This is a genomic window from Duganella violaceipulchra (assembly GCF_019166075.1).
GTDB lineage: Bacteria > Pseudomonadota > Gammaproteobacteria > Burkholderiales > Burkholderiaceae_D > Rugamonas > Rugamonas violaceipulchra.
In genome coordinates, this window is the sequence record NZ_JAHTGR010000001.1 from 477,172 (window position 1) to 496,966 (window position 19,795).

At 63.9% G+C, this 19,795-nt stretch carries 22 protein-coding genes; 14 read left to right on the forward strand and 8 right to left on the reverse strand.

What is annotated here, in order from left to right; translation table 11 throughout:
* The first annotated feature begins 7 nt into the window (after window positions 1-7).
* From KVP70_RS02030 to KVP70_RS02070, 9 genes are all read left to right on the forward strand, one after another.
* Window positions 8-1,270 carry a flagellar hook protein FlgE gene (locus KVP70_RS02030; RefSeq protein WP_217940324.1) on the forward strand — a complete coding sequence of 421 codons (1,263 nt, stop codon included), beginning with the start codon at window positions 8-10 and terminating at the stop codon, window positions 1,268-1,270.
* A gap of 14 nt (window positions 1,271-1,284) precedes the next feature.
* Window positions 1,285-2,010 (forward strand): flagellar basal-body rod protein FlgF, encoded by a 726-nt coding sequence (flgF, locus tag KVP70_RS02035; RefSeq protein ID WP_217940325.1) that lies wholly within the window; start codon window positions 1,285-1,287, stop codon window positions 2,008-2,010.
* A 40-nt stretch (window positions 2,011-2,050) separates the two neighbouring features.
* A complete protein-coding gene (gene flgG / locus KVP70_RS02040; RefSeq protein ID WP_217940326.1) occupies window positions 2,051-2,842 on the forward strand; it encodes a flagellar basal-body rod protein FlgG in 792 nt (263 codons plus the stop codon).
* Window positions 2,842-3,519: a flagellar basal body L-ring protein FlgH gene (gene flgH, locus KVP70_RS02045; RefSeq protein WP_217940327.1), complete on the forward strand. Its 678-nt coding sequence runs from the start codon at window positions 2,842-2,844 to the stop codon at window positions 3,517-3,519. Before flgG ends, flgH begins: the two co-directional genes overlap by 1 nt.
* A 29-nt stretch (window positions 3,520-3,548) precedes the next feature.
* Window positions 3,549-4,682 (forward strand): flagellar basal body P-ring protein FlgI, encoded by a 1,134-nt coding sequence (locus tag KVP70_RS02050; protein WP_217940328.1) that lies wholly within the window; start codon window positions 3,549-3,551, stop codon window positions 4,680-4,682.
* A gap of 9 nt (window positions 4,683-4,691) precedes the next feature.
* The gene (locus KVP70_RS02055) at window positions 4,692-5,153 is read left to right on the forward strand and encodes a rod-binding protein (RefSeq protein WP_217940329.1); all 462 of its coding nucleotides are present in this window, start codon (window positions 4,692-4,694) and stop codon (window positions 5,151-5,153) included.
* A 94-nt stretch (window positions 5,154-5,247) separates the two neighbouring features.
* The gene (gene flgK, locus KVP70_RS02060) at window positions 5,248-6,618 is read left to right on the forward strand and encodes a flagellar hook-associated protein FlgK (protein WP_217940330.1); all 1,371 of its coding nucleotides are present in this window, start codon (window positions 5,248-5,250) and stop codon (window positions 6,616-6,618) included.
* An 11-nt stretch (window positions 6,619-6,629) separates the two neighbouring features.
* Window positions 6,630-7,541: a flagellar hook-associated protein FlgL gene (gene flgL / locus KVP70_RS02065; protein WP_217940331.1), complete on the forward strand. Its 912-nt coding sequence runs from the start codon at window positions 6,630-6,632 to the stop codon at window positions 7,539-7,541.
* Window positions 7,542-7,559: 18 nt separating this feature from the next.
* Window positions 7,560-8,600 carry a hypothetical protein gene (locus KVP70_RS02070; RefSeq protein ID WP_217940332.1) on the forward strand — a complete coding sequence of 347 codons (1,041 nt, stop codon included), beginning with the start codon at window positions 7,560-7,562 and terminating at the stop codon, window positions 8,598-8,600.
* Window positions 8,601-8,616: 16 nt separating this feature from the next.
* On the opposite strand, the gene KVP70_RS02075 is transcribed toward KVP70_RS02070, so the two are convergent.
* The 4 genes from KVP70_RS02075 to KVP70_RS02090 form a co-directional block, all read right to left on the reverse strand.
* Window positions 8,617-10,812: a putative bifunctional diguanylate cyclase/phosphodiesterase gene (locus KVP70_RS02075; RefSeq protein WP_217940333.1), complete on the reverse strand. Its 2,196-nt coding sequence runs from the start codon at window positions 10,810-10,812 to the stop codon at window positions 8,617-8,619.
* A gap of 67 nt (window positions 10,813-10,879) precedes the next feature.
* On the reverse strand, window positions 10,880-11,554 hold the full coding sequence (locus KVP70_RS02080; protein ID WP_229224523.1) for an amino acid ABC transporter permease: 675 nt from the start codon (window positions 11,552-11,554) through the stop codon (window positions 10,880-10,882).
* A gap of 2 nt (window positions 11,555-11,556) precedes the next feature.
* Window positions 11,557-12,360: a transporter substrate-binding domain-containing protein gene (locus KVP70_RS02085; protein ID WP_217940334.1), complete on the reverse strand. Its 804-nt coding sequence runs from the start codon at window positions 12,358-12,360 to the stop codon at window positions 11,557-11,559.
* 26 nt (window positions 12,361-12,386) lie between these two features.
* The gene (locus tag KVP70_RS02090) at window positions 12,387-12,803 is read right to left on the reverse strand and encodes a hypothetical protein (RefSeq protein WP_217940335.1); all 417 of its coding nucleotides are present in this window, start codon (window positions 12,801-12,803) and stop codon (window positions 12,387-12,389) included.
* 67 nt (window positions 12,804-12,870) lie between these two features.
* Here KVP70_RS02090 and KVP70_RS02095 point away from each other — a divergent pair, with 67 nt between their 5' ends.
* Entirely contained in the window at window positions 12,871-13,089 is a 219-nt protein-coding gene (locus KVP70_RS02095; protein WP_217940336.1) for a DUF3460 family protein, read from the forward strand.
* A 3-nt stretch (window positions 13,090-13,092) separates the two neighbouring features.
* Here KVP70_RS02095 and KVP70_RS02100 read toward each other — a convergent pair whose 3' ends face one another.
* From KVP70_RS02100 to KVP70_RS02110, 3 genes are all read right to left on the reverse strand, one after another.
* Window positions 13,093-13,755, reverse strand: a complete 663-nt coding sequence (locus KVP70_RS02100) for a YcbK family protein (RefSeq protein WP_416053837.1) — start codon at window positions 13,753-13,755, stop codon at window positions 13,093-13,095.
* Window positions 13,756-13,952: 197 nt separating this feature from the next.
* On the reverse strand, window positions 13,953-14,420 hold the full coding sequence (locus tag KVP70_RS02105) for a hypothetical protein (protein WP_217940338.1): 468 nt from the start codon (window positions 14,418-14,420) through the stop codon (window positions 13,953-13,955).
* 118 nt (window positions 14,421-14,538) lie between these two features.
* Window positions 14,539-15,363, reverse strand: coding sequence for an EAL domain-containing protein (locus tag KVP70_RS02110; protein ID WP_217940339.1), 825 nt, complete (start codon window positions 15,361-15,363; stop codon window positions 14,539-14,541).
* Between the two features lie 155 nt (window positions 15,364-15,518).
* Here KVP70_RS02110 and KVP70_RS02115 point away from each other — a divergent pair, with 155 nt between their 5' ends.
* Window positions 15,519-16,316 carry a class II glutamine amidotransferase gene (locus KVP70_RS02115; protein WP_217940340.1) on the forward strand — a complete coding sequence of 266 codons (798 nt, stop codon included), beginning with the start codon at window positions 15,519-15,521 and terminating at the stop codon, window positions 16,314-16,316.
* A gap of 6 nt (window positions 16,317-16,322) precedes the next feature.
* On the opposite strand, the gene KVP70_RS02120 is transcribed toward KVP70_RS02115, so the two are convergent.
* Window positions 16,323-16,796 carry a GNAT family N-acetyltransferase gene (locus tag KVP70_RS02120; protein ID WP_229224560.1) on the reverse strand — a complete coding sequence of 158 codons (474 nt, stop codon included), beginning with the start codon at window positions 16,794-16,796 and terminating at the stop codon, window positions 16,323-16,325.
* A 371-nt stretch (window positions 16,797-17,167) separates the two neighbouring features.
* Here KVP70_RS02120 and KVP70_RS02125 point away from each other — a divergent pair, with 371 nt between their 5' ends.
* From KVP70_RS02125 to KVP70_RS02135, 3 genes are all read left to right on the forward strand, one after another.
* The gene (locus tag KVP70_RS02125) at window positions 17,168-18,190 is read left to right on the forward strand and encodes a sulfate ABC transporter substrate-binding protein (RefSeq protein ID WP_217940342.1); all 1,023 of its coding nucleotides are present in this window, start codon (window positions 17,168-17,170) and stop codon (window positions 18,188-18,190) included.
* Window positions 18,191-18,273: 83 nt separating this feature from the next.
* Window positions 18,274-18,498 (forward strand): TOBE domain-containing protein, encoded by a 225-nt coding sequence (locus tag KVP70_RS02130; protein ID WP_008449515.1) that lies wholly within the window; start codon window positions 18,274-18,276, stop codon window positions 18,496-18,498.
* A gap of 317 nt (window positions 18,499-18,815) precedes the next feature.
* A complete protein-coding gene (locus tag KVP70_RS02135; protein WP_217940343.1) occupies window positions 18,816-19,688 on the forward strand; it encodes a serine hydrolase in 873 nt (290 codons plus the stop codon).
* The last annotated feature ends 107 nt before the right edge of the window (window positions 19,689-19,795 follow it).

Here is a 19,795-nt window from a genome sequence, read left to right on the forward strand (position 1 = left end):
CTCCATCATGAGTTTCGATATCGCATTGTCTGGCATCCAGGCCATTAACGAAGCGCTGGACGTCACCAGCCACAACATCGCCAACGCCGGCACCTACGGCTACAAGACCTCGCGCGCCAACTTCTCGTCGCTGGTGGCGGGCGACCAGCCGACCGGCGTCAAGGTCGGCTCGACCACCCAGAACATCGGCCTGTCGGGCGGCATCCTCAACACCGGCCGCACGCTGGACGCCTCGATCAACGGCGCCGGCTTCTTCATCGTCAAGGACAGCAGCAACACCATCAACTACACCCGGGTCGGCATCTTCAACACCTCCAAGGAGGGCTTCCTGACCGACGCCTCCGGCCGCAAGGTGCAGGGCGCGACCATCACGCCGCCGAGCACCCAGCCGGGCGCCCAGGGCGACATCACGATCCCGACCGGCCAGATCCCGGCCGTGGTCAGCGACAAGGTCAACTACATCGGCAACCTGTCGGCCGACTGGAAGGTGACCGCCTTCCCCGGCGCCGTCACCCCGACCACGCCGCCCGACCCGTCCACCTTCAGCATGTCCAAGGCCACCGTGATCTACGATACGCTGGGCGGCCAGCACACGCTGACCCAGTATTTCGGCTCCACCGCGGCCGGCTCGGTCTCGGTCAACTATGTACTGGACGGCAACCTGGTCGGCAGCGGCGCGCTGGTGTTCGACCCGGCCAACGGCCAGATGACCACCCCGGCCCCAGATCCGCTGACCACCAACGGCTCGCTGCCGCTGGACCTGAGCGCGCTCGACACCAGCGACCCGGTGCTGTGGCCGGCCTTCACCAGCGGCGCCAAGATGGCGTCGACCCCGATCAACATCAACTACACCGGCACCACCTATTTCGCCGGCGAGGCCACCACCTCGACCAACAGCGCCAACGGCTACGCCTCCGGCACCTTCTCCGGGGTCGACCTGGCCAAGGACGGTTCGGTGATCGCCAAGTACAGCAACGGCCAGAAGCAGCCGGTCGGCAAGCTGACCTTGGCCACCTTCCCCGACGAGGGCTCGCTGACCCAGGTCGACGACACCAGCTGGGTGCAGTCGCAGGGTTCGGGCACGCCGCTGGTCAACTTCGCCGGCGTCGGCATGACCGGCTCGCTCAACACCAGCTCGCTTGAACAGTCGAACGTGGACATCACCTCGGAACTGGTGGGCCTGATGACCTCGCAACGCAACTACCAGGCGAACTCCAAGGTCATCCAGACCGAGAGCCAGATGATGCAATCGCTGATGCAAGCGCTGTAAGGACAAGCTGACCCATGGATGCGCTGATCTACACCGCCATGAGCGGGGCCGAACGGGCCCTGCGCGGCCAGCAGGTACACGCCAACAATCTGGCGAACATCGAAACCGGCGGCTTCCGCGCCAATATGGAGCTGTCGTCGGCGCAGACCGTCAACGGCTACGGCTACGACGACCGCCACATGTCGCAGCTGCAGGCCAACGCCGTGTCGACCCGCCAGGGCACGCTCAAGGCCACCGGCCGCGAGCTCGACGTCGCCATCGACGGCAACGGCTTCTTCGCGGTGCAGGGACCGACCGGCGAGGCCTACACCCGCGCCGGCGCGATGACGCTCGACGAGACCGGGACCTTGAAAATCAACGGCAACGTGGTGCTGGGCGAAGGCGGCCCGATCTCGCTGCCCGAGTACAGCAAGATCGCGCTCGGCGCCGACGGCACGGTGTCGATCCAGAGTCCCGGCACCACCACCATGCAGACCATCGACAAGCTCAAGCTGGTCAAGGCCGAGGCCTCGGAGCTGACCAAGAACGAGGCCGGCCTGCTGGTGGCGCGCAGCGGCCAGCCGCTGGCGACCGACGCCACCGTGGTGGTCAAGCCCGGCCACCTGGAGGGCAGCAATGTCTCGGCGGTGGAGGAAATGGTCGCCACCATGAGCTTGAACCGCACCTTTGAAATCCAGATGAAATTGTTCAAGGCCAGCGATTCGATGGCCGAAACCGGTAACCGCCTGGTCGGCGGCTGAGCAGGTCCACGTTAGTCATCTTTAGCAACAGGGAGAAATCATGAATCCAGCAATGTGGATCAGCAAAACCGGCGTGCAGGCGCAGGACGAAAAACTGCAAGCCATCGCCAACAACCTGGCCAACGCCAACACGGTGGGCTTCAAGCGCGACCGCGTGGTGTTCGAGGACCTGTTCTATTCGATCGAGCAGCAGCCGGGCACCCAGCGCGCCGACAACAACACCCTGGCGCCGTCCGGCGTGCAGCTCGGCAACGGCGTGCACATGGTGGGCACGCAAAAAGTCTTCAGCCAGGGCTCGCTGCAAACCACCGGCAACCAGCTCGACCTGGCGGTGATGGGCAACGGCTTCCTGTCGGTGCGCCAGCCCAACGGCGAAACCGCCTACACCCGCGCCGGCCAGTTGCAGGTCGACGCCAACGGCATCCTGGTCAACGCCCACGGCCTGCCGCTGATCCCGCAGATCACCATCCCGGCCAACGCCACCTCGCTGACCATCGGCGAGGACGGCGTGGTCTCGGCCACGCTGGCGGGCAACACCACCGCCAGCCAGCTGGGCCAGCTGACCCTGACCAGCTTCATCAACCCGACCGGCCTGCTGGCCCTGGGCGAGAACCTGTTCGCGGAAACCCCGTCCAGCGGCACGCCGACCGACGGCAAGCCGGGCGACGCCCAGTGGGGCAAGCTCAAGCAAGGCGCGCTGGAAGGCTCGAACGTGCAGGTGGTCGAGGAAATGGTCGACATGATCGCCGCCCAGCGCACCTACGAGATGAACACCAAGGTGCTGTCGGCCGCCGACAATATGCTGCAATACCTGGCGCAGGCGGCGCGCTGATGAGCTCGATGCTGCCTGTCCGTTCGGCGTTGGCCATCGTGGCCACGCTGCTGGCCGGCTGCGCCGCCCTGCAGCCGCCGCCGGTGCGGCCCGGTCCGTCCGACGAGCCGCCCGGCGTCTCGCGCGTGGTCGGCCCGAAAGGCAGCTCGGGCGGCGTCTACAGCGCCGACCTGGGCCTGTCGCTGACCTCGGACAGCCGCGCCTTCCGGGTCGGCGACGTGGTCACCGTCAACCTGCAGGAAACCACCCAGGCCAGCAAGAAGGCCGGCACCAGCTATTCCAAGAATTCGGCCGACAACATCGTCGCCCCCAACCTGCTGGGCAAGACCTTCGGCAAGGCCGCGATCGGCCTGGGCGCCTCCAACACCTTTGCCGGCGACGCCACCAGCACCCAGCAGAACGCCCTGACCGGCGCCATCACCGTGATCGTGCAGGAAGTGCTGCCGAACGGCCTGCTGCGCGTGGCCGGTGAAAAAACCCTGACCCTGAACCAGGGCGAAGAATTCGTGCGCCTGCGCGGCTACCTGCGCGCGGCCGACATCGACGCCGACAACCAGGTGTCGTCGCTGCGCATCGCCAACGCCCGCATCGCCTACTCGGCGCAAGGCACCCTGGCCGACACGCAATCGGCCGGCTGGCTGTCGCGCTTCTTCAATGGCCCGCTGATGCCGTTTTGAACGGCCGACGTTTTAGAGAGGGTGAACCCATGAATTTCCGCACGCGCCTCACTTCCCTGCACCGCATGCTGGCCCTGCCGCTGGCCTTTTGCGTGGCCCTGGGCGCCGTCGCGCCGGTGCACGCCGCGCAAGTGCTGCGCAACCTGGTCGCCGTCGAAGGCATGCGCGACAATCCGCTGGTCGGCTACGGCCTGGTGGTCGGCCTGAACGGCAGCGGCGACTCGACCCAGGTCAAGTTCGCCAGCCAGTCGGTGATCAATATGCTCAAGCAGTTCGGCGTCAAGGTGCCCGACGGCACCGACGCCAAGTCCAAGAACGTCGCCACCGTGATGGTGTCGGCGGTGTTCCCGCCCGGCTACCGCAAGGGCCAGAACATCGACGTGGTGGTCTCGTCCATGGGCGACGCCAAGAGCCTGCGCGGCGGCGCCCTGCTGCTGACGCCGCTGCGCGCGGCCGACAACGAGGTGTATGCGCTGGCCCAGGGCAATGTGGTGGTGGGCGGCTTCAGCGCCGCCGGCAAGAGCGGCTCCTCGGTCACGGTCAACACCCCCACCTCCGGGCGCATCCCGAGCGGCGCCGCGATCGAGCGCGAGATCGCCAGCGATTTCGCCACCAAGCCGACCGTGCGCCTGTCGCTGCGCCACCCGCACTTCCAGACCGCGATCAATATCGTCGACACCATCAACAAGCGCTTCGGCGACATCGCCACCACCACCGACGCCACCAGCATCGACGTGGTGGCCCCGGCCAACCCGACCCAGCGCGTGGCCTTCATGGCCAAGCTGGAGTCGCTGTCGATCGACGTCGGCGACGATTCGCCCAAGGTGGTGTTCAATTCGCGCACCGGCACCGTGGTGATCGCCGACGGCCTGCGGGTGCGCGCCGCCGCCGTCACCCACGGCTCGCTGAAGGTGGTGATTTCCGAATCGACCAAGGTCAGCCAGCCGAACGCCCTGGCCCAGGGCAACACCGTGGCCACGCCGCAGTCGCAGGTCAGCGTCGACCAGGGCTCGGGCCAGATGTTCAAGTGGCCGGCCGGCGCCAAGCTGCAAGCGATCATCGACGTCATCAACAGCCTGGGCGCCTCGCCGGACGACATCATGGCGATCCTGCAGGCGCTGGACCAGGCCGGCGCCATCGAAGGCGAACTGGTCGTCATCTAAGGAACACCCATGAACTTCGACCCCAGCAAATTCGACGGCAGCACCATGCGCCTCGGCGTGGCCGACCAGCTCAGCGAGACGCCGGTGGTGGCCGCGCCCGTCATCGACGACGGCGTCGATCCCAAGTACCGCGCCAAGGCCACCGAGGCGGCGGTCAAGTTCGAGAGCTTCTTCATCGGCCACATGCTGCACCAGATGCGCGCCGGCACCCGCGCCTTGTCCTCCGAGGACAGCGTGTTCAAGGACAAGATCAACGAGGACATGCTGGACATGGCCGACAACCTGGTGGCCGACCAGCTGGCCGGCCAGCGCGCCTTCGGCGTGGCCGACGCCATCCTGCGCCAGCTGTTGCCGCCGGCCAGCGCCCCGCTGGCGATGCGGGCCAGCCTGCCGCGCCAGGCGGCGGCCGCACCGGCCGCGGGTGTTGCCGAGCCGCAAAATATTCCCGCCGCGCTTAATCCGCTGCAATAAGCGGTCGCCCTTTACAGTTAACGGACCAGTGGACCTCGGGTAAACACTGCAAGCGACTGGTCCTCCGGCCTTCACCAGGAAAGACCCTTGCAATATGAGCATCTCTTACAACGCACTGTCCGGCGCCCTGGCCGCCCAGGCTGCCCTGAACACGGTCAGCCAGAACATCGCCAACTCGCAAACCAAGGGTTACACCCGCCAGGGCGTGCTGCTGCAGACGCTGGTGAACGGCGGCGGCGCCAAGAGCCCCGGCAATGGCGTGCAAGTGGGTTCCTTGCTGCGTTTCAGCGACTCGTATAAATCCCAGCAGATGTGGCGCGCGGCGTCCGACCTGGGCCAGCATACCCAGACCCAGCCTTACCTGACGCAGATGGAAAAAGTCATGAGCGATGACAAATCCAGCCTCAGTTATGGCATCGACAACTTCTTCAAGGCGCTCAATGCGGCCGGCGTCGATCCGACCTCGACCCCGCTGCGCCAGCAGGTGATCACCGCCGCCGACTCCATGTCGCAGCAGTTCAACAGCATCTACAACGTCACCGCCAACCAGCTGATCTCGGTGCAACAACAGCGCTCCGCCATCCTGCCGGGACTGAATCAGTCGCTGGTCAGCATCGCCGCGCTGAACCAGCAAATCATCTCCACCGGCGCCAACGGCGCCAACACCTCGCCGCTGATCGACCAGCGCGAACAGCTGATCGACAGCGTCGCCTCGCAGGTCGCGGTGGAAGTCATCAACAATCCGGACGGCACCGCCAGCGTCTCGCTCAAGAGCGGCCAGCCGCTGGTGGTCAGCAACCTGTCAGCCAAGCTGGGCTTCGACACCAGCAGCGGCGTGCAGCAGCTCAACCTGAGCTTTGCCAACACCACCTTCAAGCTGGACGACACCAAGGTCGGCGGCCAGCTGGGCGGCCTGGCGTTCTATCAGGAAAACACCCTGAAGCCGCTGCAAAAATCGATCGCCGAGATCGCCGAGCAGATGTCGGGCAAGATCAACACCCAGCTGGCGGCCGGCTTGACCAGTCCCGGCGTTCCCGGCACGCCGCTGCTGGTGTTCAATCCGACCAGCGCCACCGGCCTGCTGCAAGTGACCGCCGGCTTCACCTCCAGCGACCTGGCCTTCTCCAGCGACGGCACGCCGGGCGACAGCGGCAACCTGCAGCAACTGGTGGCCATCAAGGGCCAGCCTATCACCCTGACCACGCTGGGCAACGTGCTGCTGGGCGATGCCGACACCCAGCTGGTGGGCAAGCTGGGCATCGACAGCGCGCAAAACCAGGCGCAGATGACCACCGCCACCACGGTGCGCCAGCAGTCCGAGGACGACTGGAAGTCGACCAGCGCGGTCAACACCGACGAGGAAGCGATCAACCTGGTCGAGTTCCAGAATATGTATCAAGCCAACATGAAGGTGATCGCGGTCGCCAACACGCTGTTTGACGCCACCTTGAAAATGTTCGGTTAAGGAGAGCCTGCATGCGCATCGCCACCAGTCAGTTCCAGGCCACCATGAACCGCGGCCTGCAAGACAACCAGAGCCATCTGGCCCAGATCACCGCCCAAATGGCGTCCGGCAACAAGATCCAGCTGCCGTCGGACGATCCGGTCACCAATGTGCGGCTGTCGCGCCTGACGCGCGAGGAAGCCATCGTCGGCCAGTACCGCGACAACATCGCGGCCGTCAAGATCCGCCTGACGACCAACGAAACCTACCTGCAGAGTATGGTCAACGACATCACCCAGAGCCACGACCTGCTGGTCTGGGCCTCGGACGGCAGCAACACGCCGAACGACCTGAAGGCCATGGTCAACCCGATGACCGCGCTGCGCGACAGTATCTTCTACAGCGCCAACGAAAAAGACCAGGAAGGCCGCTACATCTTCTCGGGCACCCAGACCAACACGCCGGCCATCAGCTTCGACCCGGCCGCGCCCATCGGTTCGCGCTACAGCTTCACCGGCAACCAGAACCAGCAGAAGACCGTGGTCGGCAACGGCATCACGCAAACCGCCAACGTCGACGTCAAGGGCGTCGATGACCTGCTCAACCAGATGGACGCGACCATCGCCGAACTGGCCTCGCCGACGCTGACCGTGGGCTCGCCCTCGCTGACGGCGGCGCTGGGCGCCAATATGGACGGCGCCAGCAGCGCGCTGGACCTGGTGGCCGGCAAGATCGCCGACCTGGGCGGCGCCCAGAACATCCTCGCCACGCTGGACGGCAACCACGCCAACGTCAGCCAGTCGAACAAGACGGCGATGCTGGACCTGGGACAGTTGGACTACGGCGACGCCGCGACCCAGTTGAACGGCTATAATCTGGCCTTGCAATCGTCGTACAAGGCCTATTCCAAGATCAGCAACCTATCGCTGTTCAACATCCTGTAACTCCAGACTGAGCATCGTATGCAAATCTCGCCCAACTCCACACCCACCGTCATTGTTCCTGGCAACGCCAGCAATGCCAGCGCGGTGGACGGCACCTCCCTGGGGCTGCATGGCGAGAACGCAGCCACGGCCACGCCGGTCACGCCGACACCGACCTCGGCGGCGCCGCTGCGCCGCGGCCTGAACAACTGGGACCAGCCGCTGCAGGGCGACATCTCCGGCGCCCAGCAGGCGCTCGACTTCCTCGAACAGAGCGCGGCCCAGCTGCGCAACCTGAAGGCCGACCTCAGCGCCCGCCTGGCCAACCGCCAGCGCGCCGACGGCAGCCTGGACGCGCGCGTGCGCCAGTTCAGCAACAGCTGGCGCAACCGCAGCGCGGCCTCGGGCGGCACCCTGGACGCCCGCCTCAAATTCAGCAACAAGACCAGCAGCACCCGCTTCACGGTGCGCGGCATGAACATCGGCAACCTGCGCACCGGCGGCCGCGAAGTGCTGGCGATCTCGCTGGGCGGCGGCCAGAACCTGCGCTCGGTGGTGCTGGAACCGGGCCTGTCGGACGAGGAAATCGCCCAGCGCTTCGACGACGCGCTGGCGCCCAGCGGCGTGCGCGCCGACCTCAACGAGGAAGGCCAGCTGGAATTCACCACCGCCGAATCGTCGTGGGCCAATATCCGCGACACCATCGCCGTGCAGGGCGGCGGCATCCGCTTCCCGACCGGCCAGCTGAACCGCGTGAAGGCCGAGGCCGAAGCGCCAGCCGTCGATCCCGACAGCTGGCAAACCTCGGACATGGAATCGATCCGCGCCACCTTGCAGCAAGTGCTGCAGGCGCTGGCGCAGGTGGAGCAGGCGATCGCTTCGGTGCACACCGCGCTCAACCAGGTCAGCGCGCGGGTCCAGAGCGCCACGCCCAGCGACACCACCGACGGCATGGACCAGGTGGCGCAGAATTTCGTCTCGACCGCCAAGCAGCCCGGCTATCAGTCGCTGCTGTCGATCACCTCGGCGCTGGCGGGCATCAGCCGCGAGCGCGTGATCTCGCTACTGAGCCTGCGCTAGGCGGGCCGCTCCGGCGTCACTCCACCACCAGCCGCGGCAGCCCGCGCCTGGCCAGTTCGGTCAACTGCTCGGCCGGCAAGGCTTGCGCATACACAAAGCCCTGCGCATAGTCGCAGCCGGCCAGCGCCAGCAAGGCGCTCTGGGCCGCCGTCTCCACCCCTTCCGCCACCACCCGCAGGCCCAGCTTGTGGGCCATGACGATCAACGCCTCGCACATCGCCAGGTCGCCGCTGTCGACCGCCAGGTGCTGGATGAAGCTGTGGTCCAGCTTGAGCAGGTCGATGCCGAAGTGCTTCAGGTGCGACAGCGAGGAATAGCCGGTGCCGAAGTTGTCCAGCGCCACCTGCAAGCCCATCTCGCGCAGCTCGCGCAGGCGGTCGGCCACCTTGGCCATGCCGTCCATCAGCACCCCCTCGGTGATCTCGATGACGATGCTGCGCGGCGCCAGCTGCAGCTCGGCCGCGTAGTTGAGCCAGCCGACGTACAGCGCGGTGTCGCCGCGGAACTGCGCCGCCGACTGGTTGATGCTGACCTGGAAGCCCGGCCCCAGCTCGTCCTGCCAGCGGCGCGCCTGCAGAGCCGCCTGACGGAACACCCAGTCGCCGATCTCCATCATCAGTCCGCCGGCCTCGGCATGGGCCAGGAACTCGGCCGGGGCCAGCAGGCCGCGCTGCGGATGGCGCCAGCGCAGCAGCGCCTCGGCCCGCTCGATGGTGCCGGTCTGCAGGTTGACGATGGGCTGGAAGTGCAGCTCGAACTGCCGCTCCGCCAGCGCCGAGCGCAAGTCCAGCGTGACCTGCTGGCGCGCCTGCGCCGCCAGCTGCAGGTCGGCCGTGAAGTAGCTGTAGCGGTTGCGGCCCGATTCCTTGGCCGCGTACATGGCCTGGTCGGCATGGCGCAGCAAGTCTTCCGGCGCCACCGCGTCCGACGGATACAGGGCGATGCCGATGCTGGCCGAGATCGACGGATTGGCCGCGCCCAGCGCGAACGGCCGGTTCAGCAGCGCCAGCATGGTCTGCGTGATGCGCTCGATGCCGGCGGCCTGCTCGATGCCGGACAGGATCACGGTGAATTCGTCGCCGCCCAGCCGCGCCACCGTGTCCGAGCCGCGCACGCAGGCGCCGATGCGGCGCGCAGCCTCCACCAGCAGGGTGTCGCCGTGCGCATGGCCGAGGCTGTCGTTGACCTGCTTGAAGCCGTCCAGGTCGATGAACAGCAGCGCCAGCTGCAGGCCCTCGCGCTGCGCCTTCTTGAGCTCCTGTCCCAGCCGGTCCTGGAACATATGGCGGTTGGGCAGTTCCGTCAAATCGTCGAAATTGGCCTGGTGCCAGATGCGCTCGGTGGTCGCGCGGTTGTCGGTGATGTCGGTCACCAGCGCCAGCGCGCCCAGGTAGACGCCCTCGGCGTCGAAGATGGGGTTGGTGGCCAGCGTGGCCCACAGTTCGCTGCCATCCTTGCGCAGGAACTTGAATTCGTGGCGCTCGGCCAGGCCCTGCTGGCGGCGCGCGATATTGCGCTCCAGGATGGCGCGGCCTTCGTCGTCCATGAAGCCCACCAGCGGCTGGTCCAGCATTTCCTCGACGCCGTAGCCCAGCATGTGCGCCATCTTGGGATTGACAAAGCTGGTGCGGGCGGCGGCGTCGATTTCCCAGATGCCCTCCTCGGCGCTGTGGACGATGCGGCGGAAGCGTTCCTCGCTGCGCTCCAGCGCCGCCAGCTTGCCCTCGGCCAGCTCCAGCACCACCCGGATCGCCTGGCCGCTGCTGTCGGCGCTGGCGCGCAGGGTGACCGGGAAGCCTTGCTGGTTGCGCGCGCGCGTCATCTGCAGCGAGCAGTGCTCGGGATGCTGGCTGTTGAGCGCATGCCGCACGAAGCGGTCGAAATCGTCATGGAAACGGGGCGCGATAAACTGCCGCAGCGGCACCTTGGCCGGGTTGTTGCGCGGCAGGCCCAGCAGGTCGGCCGCCACCACATTCATCTGCAGGATGGTGGTGTCGAAGCCGAGCACGAAATAGCCGACCGGCGCCAACAGGTAGACATCGTTGAAATAGGCTTGCTCGGCACTGAGCTCGTCGGCCGTGGGCAATTCGGCGAACGGCTCCATCGCCGCGCCTTCGTCCATGATAGCCATGCTGGTGAGCCCGTCGATGCGGGCCGCGGAGATAGGCTGCCGGCCGCCATGCAATTCGGTATTGTGCGTAGGCTTCTCCATACCACCCCTTTGCGTAGGTATTCAGACTAGCATTTAAGCCGCGCACTGTCGAGCGAACGGCGACGCCTTATCGGTGCGCGCGGTTCAAGCGTTGTTCTGCGCGCCGTTGCAGCGCTTCAAACAGCAGGCTCAGGGCCCAATAGATGAGGGCGGCGGCCAGGTACAGCGGCAGCGGCCGGAAGGTGGTCGCGATCACTTCCTTGGTCGACAACATCAGTTCGGTCATGGTGATGACCGAGACCAGCGAGGTATCCTTGATCAGGCTGATCAGCGTATTGCTCATGGCCGGCACCGCGATGCGCAGCGCCTGCGGCAGCACCACGTGGTACAGCGTGGGCCAGTAGCCCAGTCCCAGGCTGAAGCTGGCCTCCCACTGCCCCTTGTTGACCGCGCTGATGGCGCCGCGCAGGCTTTCGGACAGGAAGGCGCCGGCGTTCAGGCTCAGCGCGAGGATGCCGGCCGTCACCGGCGTGAATTCGACGCCGATGCTGGGCAGGCCGTAATAGATGACGAACATCTGCACCAGCAGCGGCGTGCCGCGCATCAGGCTGACATACACGCTGGCCGGCCAGCGCAACACGCGGTAAGGCAGGATGCGCAGCACCGCGACCGGGAAGCCGATCAGCAGCCCGCCCAGCATCGAAGCCATGGCGAAGATCACCGTATAGCCGGCGCCGCGCAGCATGACCGGCGCGGCCTCTAACAACAACCCTTGCAGCTCCAGCAGCCCCTGCCAGTCCATGCTCAGGGCGCCTTGCTGACGTCAGTGCCGAACCATTTCAGCGAGATCGCTTTCAGGCTGCCATCGGCGGCGGCGTCGGCCAGCGCCTTGTTCAGCGCTTGCTTGAACTCCGGGTTGCCCTTCTGGAAGGGGATGCCCATGCGCTCGACCGCGCCCACCTGCGCGCCGGCCTTGATCGGCAGCCTGGAAATTTTCAGCAGGTAGGCCGACATCAGGCTGTCGTTGAGCGCCGCGTCGAGGCGGCCGCTGGCCAGGTCGGACATGGTGTCGGGCGCCGCCGCGTAGCTGCGCACCTCGATGCCCGGCACCGCCTTGGCCTGCTGCTCGTAGACGCTGCCCTGCCCCACGCCCAGCTTCTTGCCTTTCAAGTCGGCCAGCGTCTTATAGCTGGCCTGCTCGTCCTTGCGCACGATCAGCTGCGGCATCGAGTAGATATACGGCGCCGAAAAATCGAACGCCAGTTCGCGCTTGGGATTGATGCCGACCTGCGAAATGATCACATCGTATTTATTGGCCGACAGTCCGGCCAGGATGCTGGCCCACTCACTGCTGACGAATTCCACTTTCACGCCCAGCTTGCCGGCCAGCAGGCGCGCCACATCGACGTCGTAGCCGGCCAGTTCGCCGCTCTTCTGGTCTTTGTAGTTGAACGGCGGATACGTGCCCTCCAACGCCACCTTGAGCGCGCCGCGTGCCTTGACCGTGGCCAGCAGGTCGGCCGCCGCGGCCGGCACGGCGACGGCCGCCAACGTCAACGCCAACAGCGCGCCGTGCGCCAGCCTGAAAGTGAAATCACGTTTATGCATGGAGTTCCTTGTAAAAATGGCAGGCGCTACCAGGCGCCCATGCGGCGGCGCAGGCCGAAATCATGGCCCACGACCAGGATGGAACTGGCGATCAGGCCGCTCAGTCCTATCATCAACTGTACCAGTTTATCGTCCGGCAGCACCCACAGCCGGCCCTGCGGCGCCTCATCCACGCGCGCGGCCGCCATGATCAGTGGCGCCACCCATTCCGCATCGGGCGTAACATCGAGGATCAAGGCGCCGTCCTGCGTGGTCTGCATATAGATCTCGCCGCCCTCGGCCAGCCTGAAGCAGACGCCGTAGCCGGTTTCATTCTTGGCGATATGTTCCTGCAGGCTGAGATCGTGCTCGGCTATCCACAGTTCCACATCGGCCGGGGTTTCCAGCCCGCTCCACGGCACCGGACGGAAACGCGGTGGCGCAGGCTTGTCATCGTCTTGCATAGTCGTCCTGTTTTGCTTGCGAAGTTGCTTACTAAGCCGCCAGTTTAATCGAAGGGAGGATTACCCCATGAAATATAAATACCCCTATGGCCCCGGACGCCTGGAATACGAGTCCGAGTTCACCCGTTTTCTAAACGACTACCTGCGCCAGCACCCGGAAGTGCGGCGCGACCAGCAGCTGGGATGGCGCATTTTTTGGGAGCGGCCGGTCGATCCGCAAAGCATAGACCGCGACCGCGAGGCCGAACTGAAGCCGACTGTCTATCACTCGTATTTTTACGAGTGAAGCTCAGCCCTTCCAGGTGCGCTTGAGACCGGTATCCGCGTGGATCCAGCCGCCGCGCGGACCGGCGCGGTAGTAGAAGCCCACGCCGCCCTGGCGGAAGCTCTTGACCAGGCCGCCCAAGACTTCGGAGTTCAGGCTGGCCAGGCGGATGTCGGCGGCGCGGCCTTCGATGTGCAGCGACTGGCGCGCGGCCGGCACGCCGGCTTCGCGCAGCTTCTGGTTCGAGGCCGGGGTGCGGTAGCCGGATAAGATTTCCAGCGGCGTCTCGATGCCGTAGCGCGCCACGAAAGCTTGCGTGCCCCACAGCGTTTCAAACAGCTTGGGATCGATGGGCGCGGTTTCCTTGCCGTTGACGTCGCGCAGCAAGTGGCACAAGTCCTGATAGGCCGAATCGATGATCTCGCCGTCCTTCCAGTACAGCAGTTTGGCGCGCTCGCCCGAGGCTGGTCGCACCACGTCGATGGTGCGCGGCTTGAGCCAGAACTCCAGGTCCAGCGCTTGCGCGTCGAAGATGTCCGGTGGTGGTTCCAGCTCGCCGAAGCCGGAAGGCACGGTGGCGCGCGGCATGCTGGCGGCCGGCCTGGCCTGAGCCACGGCGCCAGCCGCGCCGCCGGACGTGACCGGATGCGGCGCCGGTTTCGGCGCGGCGGCCGTGTTGTGTTGCACCGTGCTGCGGGAGGCACACCCTATCAGCGGCACCGATAAAAAACTCGCTCCCGCCAAGCCCAAACCCTGCTGTAAAAAATTTCTGCGCGTTGCCATAGCCTACCCGTGAAAACCAATAGGGACACTATAGCGTATGCAGAGGGAAATGAAAAAGGAAACAGGCCCGATTCCCCCAAAAAACCGGGCACCGTTTGCTGCTAACGGAACGCCAGCAAGACGACCTGCTCGGGCACGAAACGGCCGTCAGACAGGCTCTGCGACGGCACCACCATCGTCACCGAACCGCTTACATTCTCATCGTCATGCAGCACGATTTCCATTTTCAGCTGCCGGTCCAGCGCCACATAATTATTGCGGCTGGTGGAGACGATCTTGTGCAACGGGCCGCTATCAATCACCGCGTACATATTCGTGCCGCGGCCGAGGATGGAAAGCGTTTGCCCATTCGACAGCGAGTAATTGGCCATCAGCTCGCGGTAATCCTGCGGCCACATTTTGGAATAAGCGTCCGGCAATTCGATGCGGAGTTGGCGCGCTGAGACCGGCACGCTGACGGTATCCTCGGACGGCTGCGCTTGCAATGCCGGCGACAAGGCCAGCCCGCCCAATACAATGGCTAAGCATAGTGTTTTCATGATGTTCTTTCCCCGGTTAGGAGATTCCATTTAAGCAGCCACCGGTGAAAAAACAAATTCATTCTGTCTATCATCGACATCGCGACATCTAAATTTAAAATGGCTCAAGAATACCGCATGGTGCAGCCAAACTGGCTCATGAAACAGATCATGCAGCGGCCGCCTCCTGCTCGGTCAGCAGCAAGCCGGAACGGGGCTCGTCCAGCAGATAGCCTTGCGCCAGCAATGGAATATTCGCAGCCTCGCCCAATTGACGCAGCACCGCCAACGCCTGTGTCGATTCCAAGCGCTTGAACACCACCGCCACGCCGGCCGCCGCGCTGCGCCTCAGCAGAGCCAGCAGCGATACGCTGTCATGTAGTTCGCGCGCGTCGAGCTTGAGCGCATCGGGACGCAAGCGATCCAGCACGTGCAAGGCCTCGCGCGCGCTCGGCACGTTGACGGCGAAGCGGAAACCGTTGCGCCGGTAGTTGTCGGACACATAATTCAGCAGCCAGCCTTGTTGCGGCGAGGCCGCCGGCAATTGCAGCACCACGCGTTCCAGCGGCAGTTCCAGCGCGTCGAGGATGCGGCGGAAGGCGTGGCCGTGATTGCTGCTGACCGCGCTCAGCAAACGATCATGCACGTTCAGATACAAGTCCTGCCCGCCATCGCCGGCCTGGCGGAAGAAATTAATCGCATGCAGCATGCGGCACAAGCGATCGAGCTCGATCGACTCATCGTCGCTGGCGGCATGGTCGAGCAGCTTCCACAGCGACAGGCCCTGGTCCTGTGCCGACACGCTGCGCGCCAGGCCTTCATACGCCTGCACCTGCCCCGATTCCAGTTGCCGGATAGGCTGGAACGCGCTGCTCATGGTGCAATTGAAAAAACGTCCCTGCGCCCTGCCCTCGTGATCGAGCCAGATGCTGGAAGCGGCGCCGGTCGCGTCGGATAAACGCGCCAGGTATTTTTGCAGGATGGGAAATGACATGGGACTCCTCGACTGATGCGGACAATACCGACAGCGTAGGGCCGCGCGCGGCAAAGCAGAACGAATGCTTTCAGCTATGGATATGCCAAAACATTCGTTCCGCCTGGCGGATGCGGCCGCTATCGTGGGTCATCGCCACTTTTCGCCAGAACACCATGTGCCAATTACTCGCCATGAGCAGCAGCAAGCCTGCAACCGTCGACTTCTCCTTCGCCGGCTTCGCCCTGCGCGGCAGAGAACACCGCGACGGCTGGGGCATCGCCCTGCATACGGCCAGCGGCTGCCAGCTCTACACCGATGCGCTGGCCTCTACCCACTCGCCGCTGGCGGCGCAGATCCGCAACCATCCGATCAAGGCCAGGAACGTGATCGCCCACATCCGCAAGGCCACGCAGGGCCGGATCTCGCTGGAGAACAGCCATCCGTTCACGCGCGAACTATGGGGCCAGACCTGGTCGTTCGCGCACAACGGCGACCTGAAACTGTTCGATCCGAATCCCAGCCTGTATTCGCCGCACGGCGACACCGACAGCGAGCGCGCCTTCTGCCACCTGCTGTCCGGCCTGGCGCTGCGCTTTGAAACGCGGCCGCCGCGTCATGTGCTGTTCGGCGCGCTGGAAACGCTGGCCGGCGAAATCGCCGACCACGGCAGCTTCAACTTCATCCTGTCCAACGGCGAGCTGCTGTTCGCCCATTGCAGCACCGACCTGCACGTGGTGGTGCGCGAATACCCGTTCTCGGTGGCGCAGCTGATCGATTGCGACCTCAGCATCGACTTCAGCAAGCATAACCATCTGGACGACCGTATCGCCGTGATCGCCACCCAGCCGCTGACCTCGAACGAAGCCTGGGCCCGCTTCGCGCCGGGCGAGCTGAAGCTGTTTGTCAACGGACTGGAAGTGGGAGCGGCGCCGGTGCGGCGCCAGGAATGGGAGTTGGAGATTTGCTGCTGAGTTGAATTACAGCGGATTGCAGTTGCAGAAACGCTTGCGCTTGCTGCCGTCCGGCGCTTCGGCGCCGGCGTCCAGCTGCTTCCAAAAGAATACGGTCTCCACGCCATACGGCGAGCGCACCTTGCCGGCATCCACGTAGCCGCGACGGGCGAAGAAATCCTGGCCGGTGGCGGTGCTGTGCAATTGCAGCGCCTTCACGCCCCAGCTGCACGCCTGCTCCTCCATGCGCGCCAGCAGCGCCTTGCCGACGCCTTGGCGGCGCGCCTCCGGCAACAGATAGCACAAGGCCAGCTTGCCGGCGCCGGTCAGCAGCGCGACGCCGACGACCACGCCTTCGCTCAACGCGACCAGCGAAAAATTCGTCGGCGAACTGAACCAGTTGGCCACCATTTGCGGCGTTTTGTTGCCCAGCCAGGCGTCAAGGATGGCGGGATCGTTTTTATGATCCAGGTCGCAGCATTCCGTGATCGAACGGCGCAACACGGTGCATGCCGCATCCGCATCTGTCGAAGCAGCAATACGAATTTCAAGACTCCGAATTTCAAGACTCATGTACGCTCACAAATATTCCCGATAGCAAAAATGAAGCGCTACGCCGTTATCCCGCGCGCCTTCTTCAGTGCCTGAAACCCACTATACACCAAGCAGCAAAAGCCGTTGCGGGCACGCCCGATTGACTCCCACAGCCTAGTGGTTGGCCCTGTTTTTGCCCACGAATGTTTTCAAAAATCGTTATGCGGTTTCTACTGAAAACCTCGTGGCAAACATCCTACTAAGCATATTACGAAAAATTCGTATCTTTTCCGGGCGAAATTTTACACCATGGGCGCCTGTTATTACGAAAGCTCATTATGACCACCAAAAATCCTGCTCGCCGCGTGCTGATCTCATCCTTCCTGGCGGCCTCCGCCGTCATGCTGGGCCTGCCATTGCAGGCGAACGCGGCTGACACGGTGCTGCTGAATGCGTCCTACGACGTCGCGCGCGAACTGTTCAAGGACATCAACCCCGTCTTCGCTGCCGACTGGAAGAAGAACACCGGCGAAACCATCAACGTCAACCAATCGCACGGCGGCTCGTCCAAGCAAGCCCGTTCGGTGGCCGACGGCATGGAAGCGGCGGTCGTCACCATGAACCAGGCGAACGACATCGACATGCTGGCCGACAAGGGCCTGGTCGCGCCGGATTGGGCCAAGAAGTTCCCGCACAACGCCGCGCCCTTCTATTCGACCATGGTGTTCCTGGTCCGCAAGGGCAACCCGCAGCAGATCAAAGACTGGGGCGATCTGGCCAAGCCAGGCGTGAAAGTGGTCATTCCCAATCCCAAAACCGCCGGCAATGGCCGCTACACCTACCTGGCGGCCTGGGGTTCGGTGCTGAAAAAAGGCGGCAGCGAAGCGCAGGCGCGCGAGCTGGTGGGCAAGATCTTCAAGAACGTGCCGGTGCTGGACGCAGGCGGCCGCGGCGCCACCACCACCTTCACCCAGCGTGAAATCGGCGATGTACTGGTGACGTTCGAGAACGAAGTGAACCTCGTGCGCGCCGAGTTCGGTAGCAACTTCGAGGTCGTATATCCGTCGATCTCCATCCTGGCCGAATCGCCGGTGGCGGTGGTTGACAAGGTGGTTGACCGTCGTGGCCTGCGCAAGCAGGCCACTGGCTACCTGAGCTTCCTGTACACAGAGCAGGCGCAGGACATCATCGCCAGGCACTATTTCCGCCCGCGTTCCGAGGCGGCATTCAGGAAGTACAATGCCAACTTCCGTCAAATCACGCTGTTCACGGTAGATGACGTCTTCGGCGGCTGGAAATCGGCGCAGAAGAAGCATTTTGACGACGGCGGCGAATTCGACAAGATCTACCAGACCAAATAAGGATATACGGATCGATTCGTTTGCAAATGGCCGGGCTGGCCGTAATCTGGAAGTGTAGTAACCAACCACACAAAGGAAGCACGATGGCCATTTCTGAAATTAACGTACGTAACCAGTTCCGCGGCAAGATCAAGGAAATCATCTTTGGGCCGGTCGTTTCGGAAGTCGATGTGGAGACCCAGCACGGCATCGTCACCTCGGTGATCACCTCGCGCTCGATCCACGACCTGGATTTGAAAGTCGGCAGCGAAGTCATCGCCCTCGTCAAATCCACCGAAGTCTCGATCGCCAAGATCAGCAGCAACTAAGCCCGGCCGCCGCCGCGGCCGTCAGCGACCAAGAAAGCCCTGAGCGATCCCGTCTCAGGGCTTTTTTCCATGGGGGGTCAAGTCTGACATTCGGACACGAACTCTGCCGTAACCGATGTTACGGCAGAGTTCGTGTCCGAATGTCAGACTTGACCCCCGTTGAAAATAAATGGAATCGTGGAGTTACATTCAATAGACGAGAAACCACTTTAATGTTATCTTCTATCCTCAGGAAATATTGCCGCATAGCTAGACTAGTTTTGCGCTGCGTCAACTTCTGACGCCCGATACACTCCTCTCTCCCAAGAATACCTAACATGCTCAAGAAAATTGTTGCTGTATTGCTGAGTTCGTTTACCGCGGCTGCGCTCGCGGTACCGCTCGGCTCGCAGTCGGTGCTGGTCGTCGAAGACGGCACCGGCAAAGTGCTGCTCGAAAAAAATTCCAACGTTCAGGTCCCGATCGCTTCGCTGACCAAGCTGATGACCGCGATGGTGGTGCTCGACTCCAAGCCGGACATGGATGCACCCATCAGCATCGATAAGACCGACGTGGACATGCTCAAGCACAGCACCTCGCGGGTCCCGGTCGGCGCCGAACTGGCCCGCCGCGACGCGCTGCAACTGGCCCTGATGTCGTCTGACAACCGTGCCGCCGCGTCGCTCGCCCGCACCTATCCAGGCGGCCCCGCCGCGTTCAAACTGGCGGTCAACGCCAAGATCAAGGCGCTGGGCCTGACCCAGACCGTAATCGAGGAACCGACCGGTCTGTCACCAAATAACCGTTCGACCGCGACCGACCTGGTCAAGATGGCAACCGCCGCCTCGGCCTATCCGGACATCCGCCGCATCACCACCGACACCAAGGATGTGATCACCATCAAGGGTCGCCAGGTGGAGTACCACAACACCAACCGACTAGTCGGTGCCAAGGGTTGGGACGTCGGCCTGTCGAAGACCGGCTACACCGAAGAAGCCGGCCGCTGCCTGATCATGCGCTTCAAGTCGGCCGGCAAGAATGCCACCTTGGTGTTGCTCAATGCCAAGGCCAACTCGGCCCGTTTGATGGATGCATTCAACATCCGCCGCTTCGTTGCCGGCCCGGATGGAGAACCAAAAGTCATGAAGGTTTCGGTCAGCCGCCACAAGAAGGCGGCCAAATCGGCCAAGCGCCACCGCCGCGCAGCCTGATCTTTTCAGCCTGCCGCAGCAACAACCGGACCCAAGGGTCCGGTTTTTTTGTTCTTCGCAAGCCAGATTCTGGTGTTTATAAGCTAATTATTAGCTTGATTTAGCTA